Origin of the sequence: Psychroserpens damuponensis (assembly GCF_000826655.1) — a bacterium.
Classification (GTDB): domain Bacteria; phylum Bacteroidota; class Bacteroidia; order Flavobacteriales; family Flavobacteriaceae; genus Psychroserpens; species Psychroserpens damuponensis.
On record NZ_JXJO01000024.1, the window covers coordinates 139,709 to 156,280 of the forward strand.

16 protein-coding genes are annotated in these 16,572 nt (G+C 30.6%); 6 read left to right on the forward strand and 10 right to left on the reverse strand.

Annotated features, from left to right (window positions below; all coding sequences use genetic code 11):
- The first annotated feature begins 13 nt into the window (after positions 1-13).
- Both TD29_RS15025 and TD29_RS15030 read left to right on the forward strand, forming a co-directional pair.
- Complete coding sequence (locus TD29_RS15025) at positions 14-310, forward strand: DUF3817 domain-containing protein (protein ID WP_040281775.1); 297 nt, start codon at positions 14-16, stop codon at positions 308-310.
- Positions 310-1,548 carry a mechanosensitive ion channel family protein gene (locus TD29_RS15030; protein WP_040281778.1) on the forward strand — a complete coding sequence of 413 codons (1,239 nt, stop codon included), beginning with the start codon at positions 310-312 and terminating at the stop codon, positions 1,546-1,548. The genes TD29_RS15025 and TD29_RS15030 overlap by 1 nt, the downstream gene beginning before the upstream one ends.
- Here TD29_RS15030 and TD29_RS15035 read toward each other — a convergent pair whose 3' ends face one another.
- Positions 1,549-1,941: an acyl-CoA thioesterase gene (locus TD29_RS15035; RefSeq protein WP_040281780.1), complete on the reverse strand. Its 393-nt coding sequence runs from the start codon at positions 1,939-1,941 to the stop codon at positions 1,549-1,551.
- A 309-nt stretch (positions 1,942-2,250) separates the two neighbouring features.
- Between TD29_RS15035 and TD29_RS15040 the strand changes: the two genes are divergently transcribed.
- Complete coding sequence (locus TD29_RS15040) at positions 2,251-2,664, forward strand: hypothetical protein (protein ID WP_040281782.1); 414 nt, start codon at positions 2,251-2,253, stop codon at positions 2,662-2,664.
- Positions 2,665-2,689: 25 nt separating this feature from the next.
- Here TD29_RS15040 and TD29_RS15045 read toward each other — a convergent pair whose 3' ends face one another.
- The 5 genes from TD29_RS15045 to corA all read right to left on the reverse strand — a co-directional run bounded on the left by TD29_RS15045 (position 2,690) and on the right by corA (position 6,474).
- On the reverse strand, positions 2,690-3,370 hold the full coding sequence (locus TD29_RS15045; RefSeq protein WP_040281784.1) for a DUF2461 domain-containing protein: 681 nt from the start codon (positions 3,368-3,370) through the stop codon (positions 2,690-2,692).
- Positions 3,371-3,453: 83 nt separating this feature from the next.
- Positions 3,454-3,660 (reverse strand): hypothetical protein, encoded by a 207-nt coding sequence (locus TD29_RS15050; RefSeq protein WP_040281786.1) that lies wholly within the window; start codon positions 3,658-3,660, stop codon positions 3,454-3,456.
- A 75-nt stretch (positions 3,661-3,735) separates the two neighbouring features.
- Positions 3,736-4,641 carry a mechanosensitive ion channel family protein gene (locus tag TD29_RS15055; protein WP_040281788.1) on the reverse strand — a complete coding sequence of 302 codons (906 nt, stop codon included), beginning with the start codon at positions 4,639-4,641 and terminating at the stop codon, positions 3,736-3,738.
- 140 nt (positions 4,642-4,781) lie between these two features.
- Positions 4,782-5,285, reverse strand: coding sequence for a Dps family protein (locus tag TD29_RS15060; protein ID WP_040281790.1), 504 nt, complete (start codon positions 5,283-5,285; stop codon positions 4,782-4,784).
- Between the two features lie 118 nt (positions 5,286-5,403).
- Positions 5,404-6,474, reverse strand: coding sequence for a magnesium/cobalt transporter CorA (corA, locus tag TD29_RS15065; protein WP_040281792.1), 1,071 nt, complete (start codon positions 6,472-6,474; stop codon positions 5,404-5,406).
- 196 nt (positions 6,475-6,670) lie between these two features.
- On the opposite strand from corA, the gene TD29_RS15070 reads away from it, so the two are divergent.
- Complete coding sequence (locus TD29_RS15070; RefSeq protein ID WP_040281794.1) at positions 6,671-6,895, forward strand: hypothetical protein; 225 nt, start codon at positions 6,671-6,673, stop codon at positions 6,893-6,895.
- A gap of 131 nt (positions 6,896-7,026) precedes the next feature.
- Entirely contained in the window at positions 7,027-7,449 is a 423-nt protein-coding gene (locus tag TD29_RS15075; RefSeq protein ID WP_040281796.1) for a hypothetical protein, read from the forward strand.
- 94 nt (positions 7,450-7,543) lie between these two features.
- Here the strand turns inward: TD29_RS15075 and TD29_RS15080 are convergent, their stop codons facing one another.
- The 4 genes from TD29_RS15080 to TD29_RS15095 all read right to left on the reverse strand — a co-directional run bounded on the left by TD29_RS15080 (position 7,544) and on the right by TD29_RS15095 (position 15,055).
- Positions 7,544-8,404 carry a BadF/BadG/BcrA/BcrD ATPase family protein gene (locus TD29_RS15080; RefSeq protein ID WP_040281798.1) on the reverse strand — a complete coding sequence of 287 codons (861 nt, stop codon included), beginning with the start codon at positions 8,402-8,404 and terminating at the stop codon, positions 7,544-7,546.
- A gap of 66 nt (positions 8,405-8,470) precedes the next feature.
- Entirely contained in the window at positions 8,471-9,472 is a 1,002-nt protein-coding gene (gap, locus tag TD29_RS15085; RefSeq protein ID WP_040281799.1) for a type I glyceraldehyde-3-phosphate dehydrogenase, read from the reverse strand.
- A 51-nt stretch (positions 9,473-9,523) separates the two neighbouring features.
- Entirely contained in the window at positions 9,524-10,510 is a 987-nt protein-coding gene (gene pfkA, locus TD29_RS15090; RefSeq protein ID WP_040281801.1) for a 6-phosphofructokinase, read from the reverse strand.
- Between the two features lie 138 nt (positions 10,511-10,648).
- Positions 10,649-15,055 carry a translocation/assembly module TamB domain-containing protein gene (locus TD29_RS15095; RefSeq protein ID WP_241485289.1) on the reverse strand — a complete coding sequence of 1,469 codons (4,407 nt, stop codon included), beginning with the start codon at positions 15,053-15,055 and terminating at the stop codon, positions 10,649-10,651.
- Positions 15,056-15,161: 106 nt separating this feature from the next.
- On the opposite strand from TD29_RS15095, the gene tsaD reads away from it, so the two are divergent.
- Entirely contained in the window at positions 15,162-16,184 is a 1,023-nt protein-coding gene (gene tsaD, locus TD29_RS15100) for a tRNA (adenosine(37)-N6)-threonylcarbamoyltransferase complex transferase subunit TsaD (RefSeq protein ID WP_040281803.1), read from the forward strand.
- Positions 16,185-16,572: the final 388 nt, after the last annotated feature.

Genomic DNA, 16,572 nt, shown 5'->3' on the forward strand with positions numbered 1-16,572 from the left:
AAATATTTCACCTATGTTTTCTTTATTTAAAAGTTTCAAAATAGTAGCCCTTTTAGAAGGTATATCTTACTTAGTATTGTTTGGTAATATGCTTTTTATTAAGCCGTATTACTTAGATATTTATAATACATTGTTGTTTCCTGTAGGTATGGCTCATGGTTTATTATTTGTAGCCTATATTATTTTAGCGCTTTTCCTTTCTAATGCACTTAAATGGGATATCAAAACCACGCTTATTGTTTTAGTGGCTTCTATCATACCTTTTGGTACATTTTATATTGAGAAGAAATACTTAAAATCGCACTCATAATGGAGCAAGCACAATGTTTTTTTTACGATTATTTTATTTCTATTGGCATATCTGACTTATCTGCCAAATATTTTAATATGATGGTATTACTCCTCATATTATTAGTCTTTATTTATTTAGCCGATCGTATTACTAGAAGAATTTTGATTAATCTCTTCGGAAAATTTTCTGAGCAAACTAAGACTAATTTTGATGACCTTTTAGTAAATAATCGAGCTCCAAGTAACATTGCGCATCTTGTACCATTAATTTTAACTATAAAATTGTTTCCATTTGTTTTCAAAGATTTTCCTCAGTTTGAAACAAATATATTAATGCTTCTAAAAGTGTGTGCTATCGTACTTACACTTTGGATTATACGTAGCATACTTAAAACTTTTGAAGCGTATTTTAAAACCTTACCAAGATTAAAAGACAAACCTATTGATAGTTACATTCAAGTGGTTATGCTTTTTCTTTGGATTGTAGGTGTTGCCTCAATTTTAGCGATATTAATTAACTTATCATTCTTAAAATTCTTTACAACTCTTGGTGCTGCATCAGCAGTATTATTATTGATTTTTAAGGATACAATTTTAGGTTTTGTTGCAAGTATACAAGTTGCAATTAACGATAGTGTTAGAATTGGAGATTGGATTACCATGGAAAAATATGGAGCCGATGGTGATGTGATTGAAATAAATTTATCTACTGTACAGGTTCAAAATTTTGACATGACGATTACTAATATTCCAACTTATGCCTTGATTTCAGATTCATTTAAGAATTGGAGAGGAATGACATCATCTGGTGGAAGACGTATTAAGCGATCAATTATTTTAAAAGCAAAAAGTATTAAGTATTTAAGTAATGATGATATTGAAAAGCTTAAAAAAATTGAGTTAGTCACGAGCTATCTTACACAACGTCAAAAAGATATTAATGCGTCAAATACTGATAAAAGTGTTGACAAATCTGTTTTGATAAATGGACGAAACATGACCAATCTTGGTGTGTTTAGAAAGTATTTACAAACGTATGTTGAGCAACACAGTGCTGTTAATAAAGATATGTTTATTATGGTAAGACAGTTAGCGCCTACGTCTCAAGGCTTGCCTTTAGAAATATACTGTTTTAGTAGTGATAAACGCTGGGAAAATTACGAGTATATTATGAGTGACATATTTGATCATGCACTTGCTGCTGTACCCTATTTTGATTTAGAAATATTTGAATTAAATGCAGGACTTGTAGAGTAATTATTTATCCTCTAACCTATCTTTTACAAACTCTATTTGTACTTTGCCATGTGGTGCTGGTTTACCATCTACGCCAAGGTTTACCATAATTATATTGTCTACGGTTAAAATGGTCTCGCGAGTCATTTTATTACGCACTTCACTCTTTAGTGTTAGTGATGAACGACCAAACTTAAGAACTTCAATACCTATTTCAATAATATCTCCTTGTTTGGCTGAAGACATAAAATTAATTTCAGACATATATTTAGTTACAATCTTAGAGTTTTCTAATTGAATGATGGTGTACAAAGCTGCCTCTTCATCGATCCAGGCTAATAACTGACCTCCAAATAGTGTTTGATTAGGATTTAAATCTTCGGGTTTTACCCATTTTCTCGTATGAAATCTCATATTTTATATGTTAATGCTTTTAAAGTTTAAGACCTCAAAAGGTGTGTTATGTTTTATGTTTAGAAAAGAATGCTATTGCTTTTAACAGTTTTGAGTTTTTAAAATTTCCGAAGTAAAAATAACAGTTAAACGTCTGCTCCTCTTCAAATCAAATGTAGGCGTTTATTATGGAACCTTGTTAGTTTACTAATTAGAAAAAACTATAAATATATAGTCATACTAAATTTGTTAATAACACCGTTGAAAACATATAAGTTAGCCGTTTAATTCACCCTTACATAATCTCTATATTTAATAAAAATTAAAGCCATGAATGATCGATCTACAAACTTAAAGTCTATACGTCCTATCATTGCAACTGCTCAAGTTAATGACGCTATGACTATGGATGAATGCTTTCAAAATGGGACTTTACGCCCAATTATAAAAATGCAAAACCACTTACTTATTGTGGTTTTTAGAAACTATATTAAGAAGCGAAAAAATGTGTTTTATGATTTATCATTACCTAAACAATTGGCCTATATAGATCACACCATTACTAAAGATATTAAGTTTAGAAATTCACTTAAAGGTATGATTATTGGACAATTTACTGTTGAAGAATATGAAGTTTATATCCAAAATTCGTCGGCATTAAATAAACGTATGATGTCGATTGTAAAAGAGCGATTGGTTAGTAATATTCAATTATTTAGTCAACCGCTTGCTACAGCCATTTAGGCTATAATCATTGACGTTTAAAAAATTAAATTATTGACTCTCCGTTTAAATTTGTAGTCAATACGTCACTCATATAATCAAAAAATGGTCTAATTGCAATAAAAGAAGCATTGACATCATTTATAAATTGATCGCTAACAACTTCTTTATCTGTATAGTTTTTAGTGAAAATGAATTGTTTTTTACGTATAAGATCAATAGCAGGATGTTCTTTATCAAAATCGCGAGGTGCTGTTTTTAGCTCATCACCAACAAATTCACCCCAAACCGATGTAAATTTTTTGTTAGCAAGAATGGCTCTAATGTCTTCATCATCTTGTTCAAATTCTCGTCTAATTCTTAATAAATCTTCCTTATTTGGTTGCCAAAATCCAGTGGCAATAAATGATTTGTTATTAGGTTCGATATGAACGTAATAACCACCTCTTAAGTCTGGTTTTTTTCTACTGAAAGATCCACCAAAGTGAGTTTTATATGGTAATTTGTTTTTTGAGAATCTCACATCTCTATATATTCTAAAAAGCTTAAAACCATCTACAATGTCATGTTTGTTTAAATGATCGTAAATATGCTTATAAGCTACTTTTGCTTGAGTTTCTAGTTTTTTAAACTCTGGCTTATGGTCATTAAACCAATCTCTATTGTTATTTTTTTCTAGTTTTTTAAAGAAATCTAAAATGTCTTTAGAGAAATGAGGTGTAATCATAGAATTTTGTATTTGCTTGAATAAAAGTACAAAAAAAGCCTTGACTAAAGCCAAGACTTTTTAATAATTAGGTGTTCATCTATTTACTGATTATCTTCAGCAGCCTCCTCTATTTCTTCTGCTAAATCGTCTGCTGCATCTTGCACATCGTCAGATGCATCTTCAACATCATCTTTAACGTCATCCATTGCTGCTTCAACTTTTTCTTCAGGTGTTTTTTCGTCTCTACAACTTGTAAATACTGTTGCAAGTGAAAATATAAATACGAATGTTAGAATTATTTTTTTCATAATATTTAATTTTAATAGTTAATTTTAATAGTTAATTTTTTGTTTAATAATAGGCTATCGATTTTCTCGAGATTATTAGTTATTTGAGAATGTACTTTCTGAATTTTCAGGTGTATTAATAGATAATTTACTATCAAACTGTAAGGTTCTAATTGGGAAAGGTATGTTTATACCTGCTTTATCGTATGCTTTCTTTATCTCAATAATAGCTTTAGTTTTTGCTCTTAGTTTTTCTAGCATACTTTCAGCATCTATCCAAAATCGGCATAAATAATTAATTGAGCTATCACCAAATTCTGTATAATAAAACTCAACATCTTCCGATTTTTCTACCTGTTTAAAATGCGTAGCTATAGTTTCTTTGGTAAGCTGCTCAACAGCCTCTAAATCTGACTCATAACCTACACCACATTCTAATGTTACTCTCATTCTTGTAGTAAGCGAATAGTTTTTAATTGGATTCTCTAAAATCATTTTATTAGGTACAACTACAATATTATTGTCTGATTCTTTTAAAATGAACGTATTTAAGTTTATGTCCATAACTTCACCAGAATACCCATTGGTTTCTACCCAATTCCCTATTCTAATTCTGTTTCTAAATGATAATACTATACCTGAAACCGTATTAGACAATGTACCTTGTAATGCTAGACCTACAACCAAACCAATAACTCCAGCACCTGCTAAAAGAGATGTTAATGCTTGACTAAGATTTAATATACCTAAAGCCAAAAACAAACCTACTAAAACTGTAATTACAGAAGCTATTCTAGAAACCACTAGACTAATAGATTTCTGCTCTACTCGCCTACTTACAAGTTTTTCAACCAGCTTGCTTACATATCGTGCTATAAAAAATGCTGCAACAAAAACTAAAATTGCTAAAACTAGGTTTGGTAAATTTGCTATAATAGCATTGAACCATCCAAAAAGTTTGTCTTTAAGATTTCCAAATGCTGTATTTAATTGATCGTTCATAATATTTTTTTTAAATTTTAATTTAGGTAGACTAATATTCAGTCTTGCTTACCATACAAATAACATCAAAAAGTAGCACGTGAGTTTGCTCATATCATGAACTTTTTGATGTATATAAAGTGTATTGCTTAAAATTTAAATTATGATGATATTATATTTTTATTGAGTTTTTCTGATGTTTTTTTAGTCCAAGCGTCTAACATCCAACTCGATTTTTCTAATTCTCTAATATAGGCTCCAATTAAATCAATTGTACCTTCATCTTTAGCCTCATCTGCCTTTTCTATTACTTTACTCATTTGAGCGAGTAGAATTTTGTGGTCACTTATAATTTGTAAAACCATTTCTTGATCTGACTGTAGTGGTGACGTTTCTTTTACTTCGGAAATTTCTAAATAATCCGACAATTTACTCATTGGATGATATCTTAAAGTTAAGATTCGTTCTGCGATGTCATCAATCTTGGTTCGTGCATCAGTATACAATTCTTCAAATTTATTGTGAAGATCAAAGAAATTTTCTCCTAAAACGTTCCAATGGAAACTTCTTAATTTTTGGTAATAAGTATGGTAACTAGCTAATAAAGTATTTAGCTCTACTACTACTGGTATTAACTTTTCATCTTGCATATTCAAATAACTCATGTTGTTAGTTTTTAAGTGTTAATAATTAATTACACTATATAAACTATGGGTTTTTTGAAATTTGCCAAGCGATTTAACAGCCTTTAACGCTTAGCAAAATATGTTAACATAATTTATGTTAAAGCCATCGCTTTCTTCTAAAATAGATTAACATAAAAATGAAAAGTATAAACATAACACCCAATAAAATAAAATATCCATTATCTGTATTAAGTTCTGGCATATTCTTAAAATTCATTCCGTAGATACCAGCAATAAACGTTAGAGGAATAAAGATAGTCGCAATAATTGTAAGCACTTTCATGATTTCATTCATCTTATTGCTTATAATAGTCATATACATATCCATTAAACTCCAAATCATCTCACGATATAAATCAATAGATTCACTCACTTGTATGATATGATCGTGTAGATCACGTAAATAACTGTGCGTTTTCTCCTCAATAAAAGCAAAATCTGTTTTCTCTATGCGACTAATAACTTCACGTAAGGGATAAATTGAACGACGCATTCGTAATATTTCTTGCTTTAGTTGCTGTATTTGTCCTGGTGTACGATCATCTGCTTTATTAGACTGAAATAGCAAACCTTCTAAGTCTTCAACTTTATCACCTAAAACCTCTATAACTGTAAAATAATTATCTACGACGGCATCTAAAATGGCATACATTAAATAGTCAGATCCTTGAGAGCGTATACGTCCTTTTGCAGATTGCAATCGCTCTCTTAAATCATCAAAAACATCTCCATCTGCTTCCTGAAACGTCAACACATAATCTTCACCTACAATTAAGCTCAAGTGCTCATAATGAATTTCATCATCATTTTTAATGAACAACATTTTAAAAACAACGAACATGTAGTTTTCAAACTCTTCTAGTTTTGGACGCTGTCCTGTATTTACAATATCTTCTAAGGTGAGTGGATGCAATTTATAATGTAAACCCAAGGTTTCAATATCATTTACATTATTTAATCCATTTATATTTATCCAAGTGACGTGCTCATTACCTTTAAAATTAAAAGCCTCTTGAACAGCTCCTGTATTTAAAATTGTACATTTATCTTTTGAGTAATTTATAATCTCAATATTAGTGGCTACAGATTGCTTTTTACCTCTATAAGCTATTGTTCCTGGTGGAAGATTTGATGCTTTGTAAGATTTTTTTTTCTTTTTTAAGTTCATAAATACGATGCCATGTGTTGTAGTTAAATGTATAAAAACTTTTTGGTATTGTACACATCAATACCACAATTACTAATTACAATATAAAGCGCTGTATTGCAGGCTTTAAAACAATTACTTTTGAAATAATATTAAACAACTTGCATATTGTACTTTTTTTTATTAATATGCAGATTATATTTACAAATACAGATACATGGGAAGACCTCCAACAAGACCAATAAAATTTAGAGATGGATTTTATTTAGAAATCCGAAATAAAGGTAAAAGTACTGGAATCAAATTACACAGAGACACCAAAGAGCAAATGATGCGCACTATTAAAGAATATGAGCATAGCAAAGATGTTTATATTTTGGGTGAATCTAAAAATGGAAAATGGGTTAATAAAACACCTATTCATCATGTTGTAGAAGATTAAAGTTAATACAAATTTAAGTGTTTATACTCAACTTAGTTTTATATAGTTTATATAAAATTAGGTTGAGTTTTTTATTTTACATAGTTTATTTTATAAATTGTTAGACATTAACTAACTAAAATCAAAAAATTATGACAAATTCTTCAACTAACAAACCACCTGTTTGGTTTTGGATTATCGCAGTAGTCGCATTACTTTGGAATGCCATGGGAGTTATGGCTTATATGGTTCAGGCTTTTATTACAGACGAAATGATTGCTGAATTACCACAAGAACAACAAGCTGAAATGTTATATGAGCATCCTGCTTGGTACACTTCTGTTTTTGCTCTAGCTGTATTTTGTGGTGCTTTAGCGTGTATTGCACTATTAATTAGAAAAAAATGGGCTTACTATTTATTTATTGTATCGTTTATTTGTGCAACAGTACAACAAGTGTATTTGATGATAGAAATAGAAAATGTTAACAAAATAATGCCAATCATGATTATCGTGGTTTGTGCATTTTTAATTTGGCTATCTAAGCATGCCATTTCGAAAGCATGGATACGATAAGTATTAACCAACCCTATTTAATTAAAAAAAGGCATTAGAAAATTCTAATGCCTTTTTTAAATATATTGAATAGCGTTATGATGTTCTATAAAAACTATAAGCTTTTAGTATGATATTGTACGAGACCTTCTATTGGTCTTCTTTCAAAATTACCAACAGTAAATCCTAATTCTTCTGCTACTTCCTTGATTTCAGTTTCAGCAAAAAACGCTATTGAACCTGCAAAATGTACTGGTACAATTTTAATTTCTTCTTTATACTGAAATATCATGTTCTTGGCAAATCGTCTAATTCCTTCTTTTATTAGTTCTTTAATATACTTAGAGTCTTTATTTAAAAACATAAATTCGGCAAAATTGGCGAGATATGCATTTGGATTAGGTTGTTTGTATAGATTATACTTAATGTAATCTGCATCAAGATTATGCTTATGCTCAAATGCTATTTTAATATCTTCTGGCATATTATTAAAATAATAATCTCTTATAAGCTCTTTTCCGTAGTAATTACCAGAAGCGTCATCCATGAGTGTATAACCTAAAGATAAAACACGTTGGTGTAAACGTTTACCATCAAAATAACTACAATTAGATCCAGTTCCCATAATGCAAACCACAGCAGCTTCGTCATCACGATTTATAGTTGCTCGTACAGCAGCCATTGTATCTTCTTGAACGTCAATTTCGGCATTAATAAAAATGGATTCTAAAATTTCAGTAAGTATAACTTTGGGATTTGTAGTTCCACAACCAGCTCCATAGAAAAAAATATGCGTCACTTGGCTGCTAATCCTCATGAGGTCATCACTTTTTCTAATGATTTTTTTTAATTTCTTTTCTTTTAAAATAGCAGGATTAAGTCCTTTTGTTCTAATTTTTTCGTGAAGTTGCTTTCCATTATTATCTACAACAATCCAATCGCATTTTGTAGAACCACCATCTGTAATTAAAATCATGAGCTTGATATAAAAAATAAATCTGTAGCTTTTAAAGTAAAACTACAGATTTAAATGACATTAATATTATAAAGAATTAACCTTCTGAGCTAAATCAACTAATTTGTTAGAATACCCAAACTCATTATCATACCATGAGACAAGTTTAAAAAACTTAGAGTTTAATTCGATACATGCATCGGCATCAAAAATACTTGTGCGATCATCGCTAACAAAATCTTGAGACACTACAGCATCTTCGGTATAACCAACTACACCACTCATTGCACCTTCAGAAGCTTTTTTGAAAGCAGCTTTAATGTCATCTAATGATGTTTCAGATGTCGTTCTTACCGTTAAATCAACAACAGACACATCTGCAGTTGGTACACGAAAAGCCATACCTGTTAATTTTCCATTTAATTTAGGAATAACTTTACCAACAGCAACTGCTGCTCCTGTTGTTGAAGGAATGATATTAACAATAGCCGAACGACCTAATCTATAATTCTTTTTTGATGGACCATCAACCGTTAATTGTGTAGATGTACTTGCATGGATTGTTGTCATTAATGCTTCTTCTAAACCAAAGTTATCATCAATAATTTTTGCCATTGGTGCTAAACAGTTTGTTGTACATGATGCATTAGAAACAATATTGTGATCTCCTGTTAATTCATCATCATTTACACCCATTACAAACATAGGTACATCTTTACTTGGTGCAGAAATTACAACTTTTTTAGCTCCTGCTTGAATATGGTAGTCTGCAGTTTCTAAAGATGTAAAAATCCCTGTACATTCGGCAACAACTTCTGCTCCTGCTTCATCCCATTTTAAATTTTTAGGATCTCTTTCAGCAGTGACTCTTACCGTTTTACCATCAACTACTAGATGACCATCTTTAACTTCTACTGTGCCGTCAAAGTTTCCATGTACAGAATCATATTTTAATAAATATGCTAAATGCTCTACATCTAACAAATCGTTAATGGCAACTACATCAACATCATCACGTTTTACTGTTGCTCTAAATACGATTCTACCTATTCTACCAAAACCGTTAATTCCTAATTTTAAATTTGACATCTTATTTGTTATTTATTACTATTATTTTTCTTTTAATTTTCTTCGGAAATATTAAGTTGACATAATATCTGAGACTCTTAATAATTCCATATTTATTTCAGATTTTCCTTTGACTGCTTGATCTAAAGGTGTCACGTTTATTTTATCACTGAGTAAGCCTACCATTAAATTGGTTTCTCCTTCTAATAAAGATTCTACAGCTTTTACGCCCATTCTACTGGCCAGCACTCGATCAAAACACGATGGAGAACCACCACGTTGCATATGGCCTAAAACCGAAACGCGTACATCGTACTCGATCATGTTTTCTTCAACATAATCTTTAAGTTCAAAAACACTTTTACCTATTTTATCACCTTCTGCTACAATAACGATACTTGATGCTTTACCAGATTTCTTACTGCGACGTAATGATTCTAATAAACGATCTAACCCTAAATCTTCTTCAGGAATTAAAATTTCTTCAGCACCTGCTCCTATTCCAACATTTAAGGCTATATGACCAGCATCTCGTCCCATAACTTCAACAAAAAACAATCTGTTATGTGAACTTGCAGTATCTCTAATTTTATCTACTGCATCTACAACTGTATTTAAAGCGGTATCATAACCTAACGTATGTGAAGTTCCGAAGATATCATTATCAATAGTACCTGGAATTCCCATTACTGGAAAATCAAATTCCTGATTAAAAACCATAGCTCCAGTAAAAGTACCATCACCACCAATAGCTACTAGAGCATCAATGTTGGCATCGGTTAAATGTTTATGGGCTTTTTGTCTTCCTTCAGGAGTTTTAAACTCCATAGAACGAGCCGATTTTAAAACGGTTCCTCCTTTATTGATGATCCCTTTTACACTACGTGCATTCATTTCTTTGAAGTCGCCTTCAATCATACCTTCATAACCTCTATAAATGCCAACGCATTCAATATTATGAAAAGCACAAGTTCTAACTACAGATCGTATGGCAGCATTCATTCCTGGAGAATCTCCTCCTGATGTAAAAACACCAATTTTATTTATCTTTTTTGACATGTATTTTTATGTTTCAAAAAGTAAAGCTAGTAAACAAAAACTATAATAAAAGTGGAATTGGATTTTATTTAACAACACGATAATAATTCAAACGTTTTCGTTAATAAGTATTATTAAAATTGTTAAAAAATGATGTATTTAATTGCTTTTTGCGTCTTTTTTTGACTTGAAATTTATGAAATCCGGAGTGAGTTTTTCTTCGTTTTCTTTATTTTCGTCCTCTTTTGGCTTCTCTTCTTTTTTGTTTTTTCCCGAAAAGATAATTTGAAGTAATTCTTTGAAGGTATCAAACTCTACATTATAAGTTAAACCTGCTCCTTGAGTATAACCAATCTCTTCACCAAAATTTCTAATACTATTTTCTCTATTAAAAAACGTAGCTTTTAACGTACCATCATCATTTAATAGTACATCAATTTGAACATCTCCTGCAATCACAGTTTGGTTAACTCCTCCTATTGGCACACCTACTTTACCATTAATAAGTACACGATCACTAATTTTAGTGCTTAATGTTAAACCAAGTCTGTCGTCAGTTTGATAGTCTGTAGTTACAGCTCCTGCTTCATAATTAAAATTCACTTGTAGTTTACTATCATCATTAGATAAAAAACTATTAAACAAAGAATTCACACGATCTGATATTGTACCATAAGCTTGTTGGCCTAAACTTACTTCACTAGCAAATGAGCCTGTTGATAATAAAAAGAGTGCTTGGTTTTCTCTGCTTTCTTTGGTTTCTAACCTATAATCTAACTCAGATTTTATTGTGGTTTCAACGGTTGGAAAATTAAATGTAAAATCTGGATCTGGCTGCTCTAATTGTCCTGAGAGGTTAATTTCAACTTCAACATCAATACTCCTATTAATTGGTGCATCTAATAATACAGAAGGGTTAGCCCTTGTTGCATATACAGCTGTTAATCCTACTTGTGCCTTCAATGGATCACCTTCCCAACGTATATAACCATTGGGCTTTACTGTTAATTTTTTTTGTATTAAGCCACCATAAGCAAAATTATATGTTCCTTCTACAATTTGAAAATCTCCAAACATTTGAAATTTACCATTAGTATTAATATCGAACAATAAATTTCCGTTTCCTTTTCCTTGAATGGTACTTCCTGAGTTTTTGTCAATTACAATTTCAATATCAGCATAAGGATTTACAAAAAGATTAAATTCTAATTCTAATCCTTTTACTTCAGTATTATTAATAACTTCTCCTCTTAATCGCGCTTCTTTCTCTTCTGGACTTAAAAAATGGATATATGAATTATCTCCATAGCTTTCTAAATCGCTTAACGGAATTTTAAAAACTGTACCTTGGGCTGTACTTCCGTTAAATTCAATTTTAAGGTTATCGGTTGGTCCAGAGATTTCAGCTTTACCATTAACGAAGGCTGTACCATAATATAACTCTTCTTCTTCACCTGTAGAATCTGTATTTAAAACCAATAAACGATCTGTATCAATTTCTAAACCTAGTTTCCAATCTGAGAAATTTTGGTGTGCGATGTAACCATTTAAAATTGCTTTAGAAAAATATTCAGAATCTGTAATTTCAACTTCCTGAAACATAAATCGTTGTGACTCTAACTTTACATGAGAATCAAAATCAAAACTATAATCTACATTAAGATACGGTATAGTTAAGCCTGCATTATCTAGCAATAAATCACCACTAAATTGAGGGTCACTTAATTTACCGGTAACTTTTGCATCACCAGTGACTAAGCCTCGTATATTTGTTATGACACCTTCACCTAATGGATCTAAAGGGTCTAATAAAAACTCTTCAAAGGTGACATCCAGATCAATTACATTAGCATCAACATCAATTAATCCTCTAGCAGCTAAAGATTTTAGGTTATCATTTTTAAGTGAAACGTCGACACTATAATTGGTTAAAGAATTATTTCCATTTATACGTGCTGTAAGTTCGCCCAACTCATAATCATTTGCTTTAAAACCACTAATAACAACATTAGAATTTGGCAAGTAAACGCCCTCTTGTTGTAAAATATCTATTTTACCATTAACACGACCATCAAGTGATAAACTATCAATTCTAGGAGTGATTTTTTTAAGATCAACATCTGTTAAATCTAATTTTATATCTTTAAAGTCATCACCAATAATTTGTCCAGATAATTCAATACGTTCGTCAAAATGATTCATCACCATTTCGCTAATATCAAAGTTTTTAAAATCGCGTGTAAACGTTATTTTGTTGCGTTTATTTTTGTCTTCGTTGATTACCCATTTATTATTTTTAAAGACGGCTTCAGATTTCCTGAAACCTACAACAGATTTAGAATTTTCATCTATTGTATAAAACATATTGAGATTAAAATCATCTGAATTTTGTTTACCTCCTTTAAATTCAGATTTAATAAATAACGTATCTCTTTGGGTCACATTAATTAAACTAAATTTAGACACATCATAATATTTTGTGCTTAATGTATCAATCTCAATATAGGTATTAAATAAGGGGTTACTATTATCAATTAATACTGAAATATCATTTGCAAAATAATCAATGAGTTTTATTTGAGGTGAGTTAAACGAGAGGTTAAATTGTTTCTCATCGGTTTCTATCCTACCTTTTATAGTCGTGTTTGGTCCTAGTTCTAAATCGTGATAAAAGACTTCTACAATTTTATTATAAATTTTAAAATCGAACTCTAGATATTGATCGGTTTCAATGCTATTAGGAATAAAATTAGTATAAATACTTCCTACAGAATTCTCAACTAGTTTCCCAATATCAGCGAACTTGAAATCACCACTCATTGTACCTTCAATAATATCTGGAGAGTTTATGGTAAGGATTCGTTTATTATTTTGAAATTGAGATTCTATCTTAAAGTCTTTAAAAAAATACTCATCATTTTCATTAATGTAGGTCGTGTTTTCAAAATTCAAAGTTCCAAAGGCATCATCAAATGTAGACCCTTTCATTGAAGTAGTTACTTTTCCTCTAAAAACCGAAATACTATCTTTTGATATAAAATTAAGAGCTCTTAAATTAGCATATTCTACATTGGCATTAAAATCAAAAGCTTTGATTTCTTTTGACAAATCGGCTAATCCATCAAATTTAAACTTAAAATTTTCGTCCTTAGACACTAAAAGTCCATTAAAAATTTGATTTCCTAGTTTACCAGAGATTTCGACATCTTGATACTTATAATTGTTATAATCGACATGATATATTTGGCCATTTACTTGTGTACTCAGGTTATCTAAAGTAAAGCCTTTACCGTCAACATCTAGATTAAACGATGTGGTTTTCACTTTAGGATCATTAAGCAATTCTCCTAAGTTAAATTCATCAAAAACGACGTTACCTATATAACTGGCATTGTCAATATCATCAACATGTGTCATTTTCATATCTGACACAATTAAACCTAAATTAGTATTAATATTTAAGTTGGCATCAATAGTAGTATCTGTAATATATGACGTTCCTGTAATTCTAAAATCTCCAAGTTTTGAAAACACAGATGGAATAGATTCACCAAGAATATTGGGCAATAAAGCTCTTAAATCGTAATAATTTGAAGAAAGATTATCAAACCTTGCATTCATAGAAAAATCACCTTCTTTTGTACTTAATAAGTTTTTAAATGTGATATCGCCATAAATTTTACTTCGACCACTAGCATTTAATTCTAAGTTTTCCGCATGTAAATCATTAAGCGTTCCTGATAAGTTAACATTTAATTTTGCTGTTTGATTTTCTCCAAATTCATTATAAAATGTATTTAAATCATTGAGATATACTTCAGAATTTTTAAAATTCGCTGTGACTTGAACTTTATTTTCAAAATCACCAAAATCTTCACGGTTGTAGTCAAAACGCAAATTTCCGAGGAGATTAGATTTTTCGGTTGTAATACTTAAATTATCAAAAACCATGTACTTTGGTGTGTACTCAAAATTGGTAACTAGATTCTTTACAAAAGCACCACGGCTATCCTTAAAATTAAGAGTATTTATACGAGCATCAACATCACTACCTGCAATAACAAAATTTGTCGCATTAATATTTAAATCATAAAACTCAAGTACTTTTTGTGTCTCTTTATTTTCATCAATAAGCCTAAAAGTCCCATCATATATAGAAACATCACTAGACGATAATAAAAATGTACTCTTTTCTGGTCGTGGGTTATCTTCGTCAAATTTAGCGACGAAAATATCAAGATTAGTATCTTTTTCTCCTTTATACGTTTTAACATTGAATGTTAAATTCATTATATCAATATCACCAAAATTTAAGGTACCATTAATAATATTTCTATAGTTAACGATAGAGGTATTTAACTCATCTATAGCAATTAATGTGTCTTTTTTATAATCTTCTACATAAACTTCTTTAAGTTCAACGTCACCATTAAATTGGAGTCCTACTTTACCTATATTAATATTGGTACCATAGTCATCATTGATACGTTTTGTTAAGCGTTGACCTAAATTTGTTTGTACCGCTGGAATGGAAAGTATGAGCACCAAAATGATGAATAATAGCAAAATTATGGCTAAAATCTTCGATACTATTTTGAGGAATTTTTTGATACGCTTTGAAAGTTATAACTTTGAGCTCAAAATTAACAATTATTGTGCCTAATTTGTATTAATGACCTCACAAAATATATATATTCTTGCTATCGAGTCATCTTGTGATGATACTGCCGCTGCCGTAATGCTTAACGGTAAAATTTTAAGCAACATTGTGGCTAGCCAAAAAATCCATGAAGCTTATGGTGGCGTTGTTCCGGAGTTAGCCTCAAGAGCACATCAACAAAACATAGTTCCTGTTGTAGATCAAGCACTTAAAAAAGCTGGTATTGATAAATCTCAATTAAGTGCTATTGCCTTTACTCGTGGACCTGGATTGATGGGTTCATTGCTTGTAGGTACGTCTTTTGCAAAGTCTTTGGCCTTTGGATTAGATATTCCTTTAATTGATGTTAACCACATGCAAGCTCATATTCTTGCTCATTTTATTGAAGAAACTGATTTTAAAAAACCACCTTTCCCGTTTTTAGCGATGACCATTTCGGGTGGACATACACAAATTGTAAGAGTAGATTCATATTTTAAAATGGTAGTGATTGGAGAAACCATTGATGATGCTGTTGGTGAAGCCTTTGATAAAAGCGGGAAACTACTAGGCTTAGGCTATCCTGCTGGTCCAGAAATTGATAGACGTGCAAAACTAGGAAACCCTAAAGCTTTTGCTTTCACCAAACCTAAAGTTGGTGGTTTAAACTTTAGTTTCTCTGGTTTTAAAACTGCAGTACTTTATTTTGTACAGAAACAAGTTAAATTAAACCCTAACTTTATTGAAGAGAATTTAAACGATATTTGCGCATCTATTCAATATACTATTATTGGTATTTTAATTGACAAACTCAAACTTGCGACCAAACAAACAGATATTAAACATATTGCAATTGGAGGTGGTGTTTCGGCGAATTCAGGAATTCGTCAAGCATTAAAAGATGGCGAACATAAATTTGGGTGGACAACCTATGTTCCTAAATTTGAATACACAACAGACAATGCTGCGATGATTGCCATTGTTGGATATTTAAAGTTTTTAGAAGGTGATTATGCTGCGCAAAATGTGATGGCTTCTTCAAGACTTAAAATTTAGACACCTATTAAGTGCTTAGTATTTACCCTAATAGATGTTTTTTGTAGTTTTACAAAACACTATCAAACACTTAATTGTGGTGATATTATGCTTATAAATAATTTAATAGATGCATAATTTGAAAATTCATCATTGGTTTTGGATGTCATTGATTCCAATCTCAGGCGTATGGTTATACTTTTTCATTAATAGTGAACTACTTCTAAATATAAATACTCACGATACATATGTTGTTATTTCATATGCTGATGTATTTGTTTTAATAGCAACCTATTTTTTCGTCATCGGTAATATTTATTTTTTATGTCATTTTTGGGCTATTTCTTTGGTTATATTATTAAACAGAGTTCATAAATATGCTTCCATTACAAGTTTAATATCACTGGTT

What these genes read in the sequence shown, in the direction of transcription:
- TD29_RS15025 (WP_040281775.1), top strand. Translation starts at nt 14, where the DNA reads ATGTTTTCTTTATTTAAAAGTTTCAAAATAGTAGCCCTTTTAGAAGGT.
- TD29_RS15030 (WP_040281778.1), top strand. Translation starts at nt 310, where the DNA reads ATGGAGCAAGCACAATGTTTTTTTTACGATTATTTTATTTCTATTGGC.
- TD29_RS15035 (WP_040281780.1), bottom strand. Translation starts at nt 1,941, where the DNA reads ATGAGATTTCATACGAGAAAATGGGTAAAACCCGAAGATTTAAATCCT.
- TD29_RS15040 (WP_040281782.1), top strand. Translation starts at nt 2,251, where the DNA reads ATGAATGATCGATCTACAAACTTAAAGTCTATACGTCCTATCATTGCA.
- TD29_RS15045 (WP_040281784.1), bottom strand. Translation starts at nt 3,370, where the DNA reads ATGATTACACCTCATTTCTCTAAAGACATTTTAGATTTCTTTAAAAAA.
- TD29_RS15050 (WP_040281786.1), bottom strand. Translation starts at nt 3,660, where the DNA reads ATGAAAAAAATAATTCTAACATTCGTATTTATATTTTCACTTGCAACA.
- TD29_RS15055 (WP_040281788.1), bottom strand. Translation starts at nt 4,641, where the DNA reads ATGAACGATCAATTAAATACAGCATTTGGAAATCTTAAAGACAAACTT.
- TD29_RS15060 (WP_040281790.1), bottom strand. Translation starts at nt 5,285, where the DNA reads ATGAGTTATTTGAATATGCAAGATGAAAAGTTAATACCAGTAGTAGTA.
- corA (WP_040281792.1), bottom strand. Translation starts at nt 6,474, where the DNA reads ATGAACTTAAAAAAGAAAAAAAAATCTTACAAAGCATCAAATCTTCCA.
- TD29_RS15070 (WP_040281794.1), top strand. Translation starts at nt 6,671, where the DNA reads ATGGGAAGACCTCCAACAAGACCAATAAAATTTAGAGATGGATTTTAT.
- TD29_RS15075 (WP_040281796.1), top strand. Translation starts at nt 7,027, where the DNA reads ATGACAAATTCTTCAACTAACAAACCACCTGTTTGGTTTTGGATTATC.
- TD29_RS15080 (WP_040281798.1), bottom strand. Translation starts at nt 8,404, where the DNA reads ATGATTTTAATTACAGATGGTGGTTCTACAAAATGCGATTGGATTGTT.
- gap (WP_040281799.1), bottom strand. Translation starts at nt 9,472, where the DNA reads ATGTCAAATTTAAAATTAGGAATTAACGGTTTTGGTAGAATAGGTAGA.
- pfkA (WP_040281801.1), bottom strand. Translation starts at nt 10,510, where the DNA reads ATGTCAAAAAAGATAAATAAAATTGGTGTTTTTACATCAGGAGGAGAT.
- tsaD (WP_040281803.1), top strand. Translation starts at nt 15,162, where the DNA reads ATGACCTCACAAAATATATATATTCTTGCTATCGAGTCATCTTGTGAT.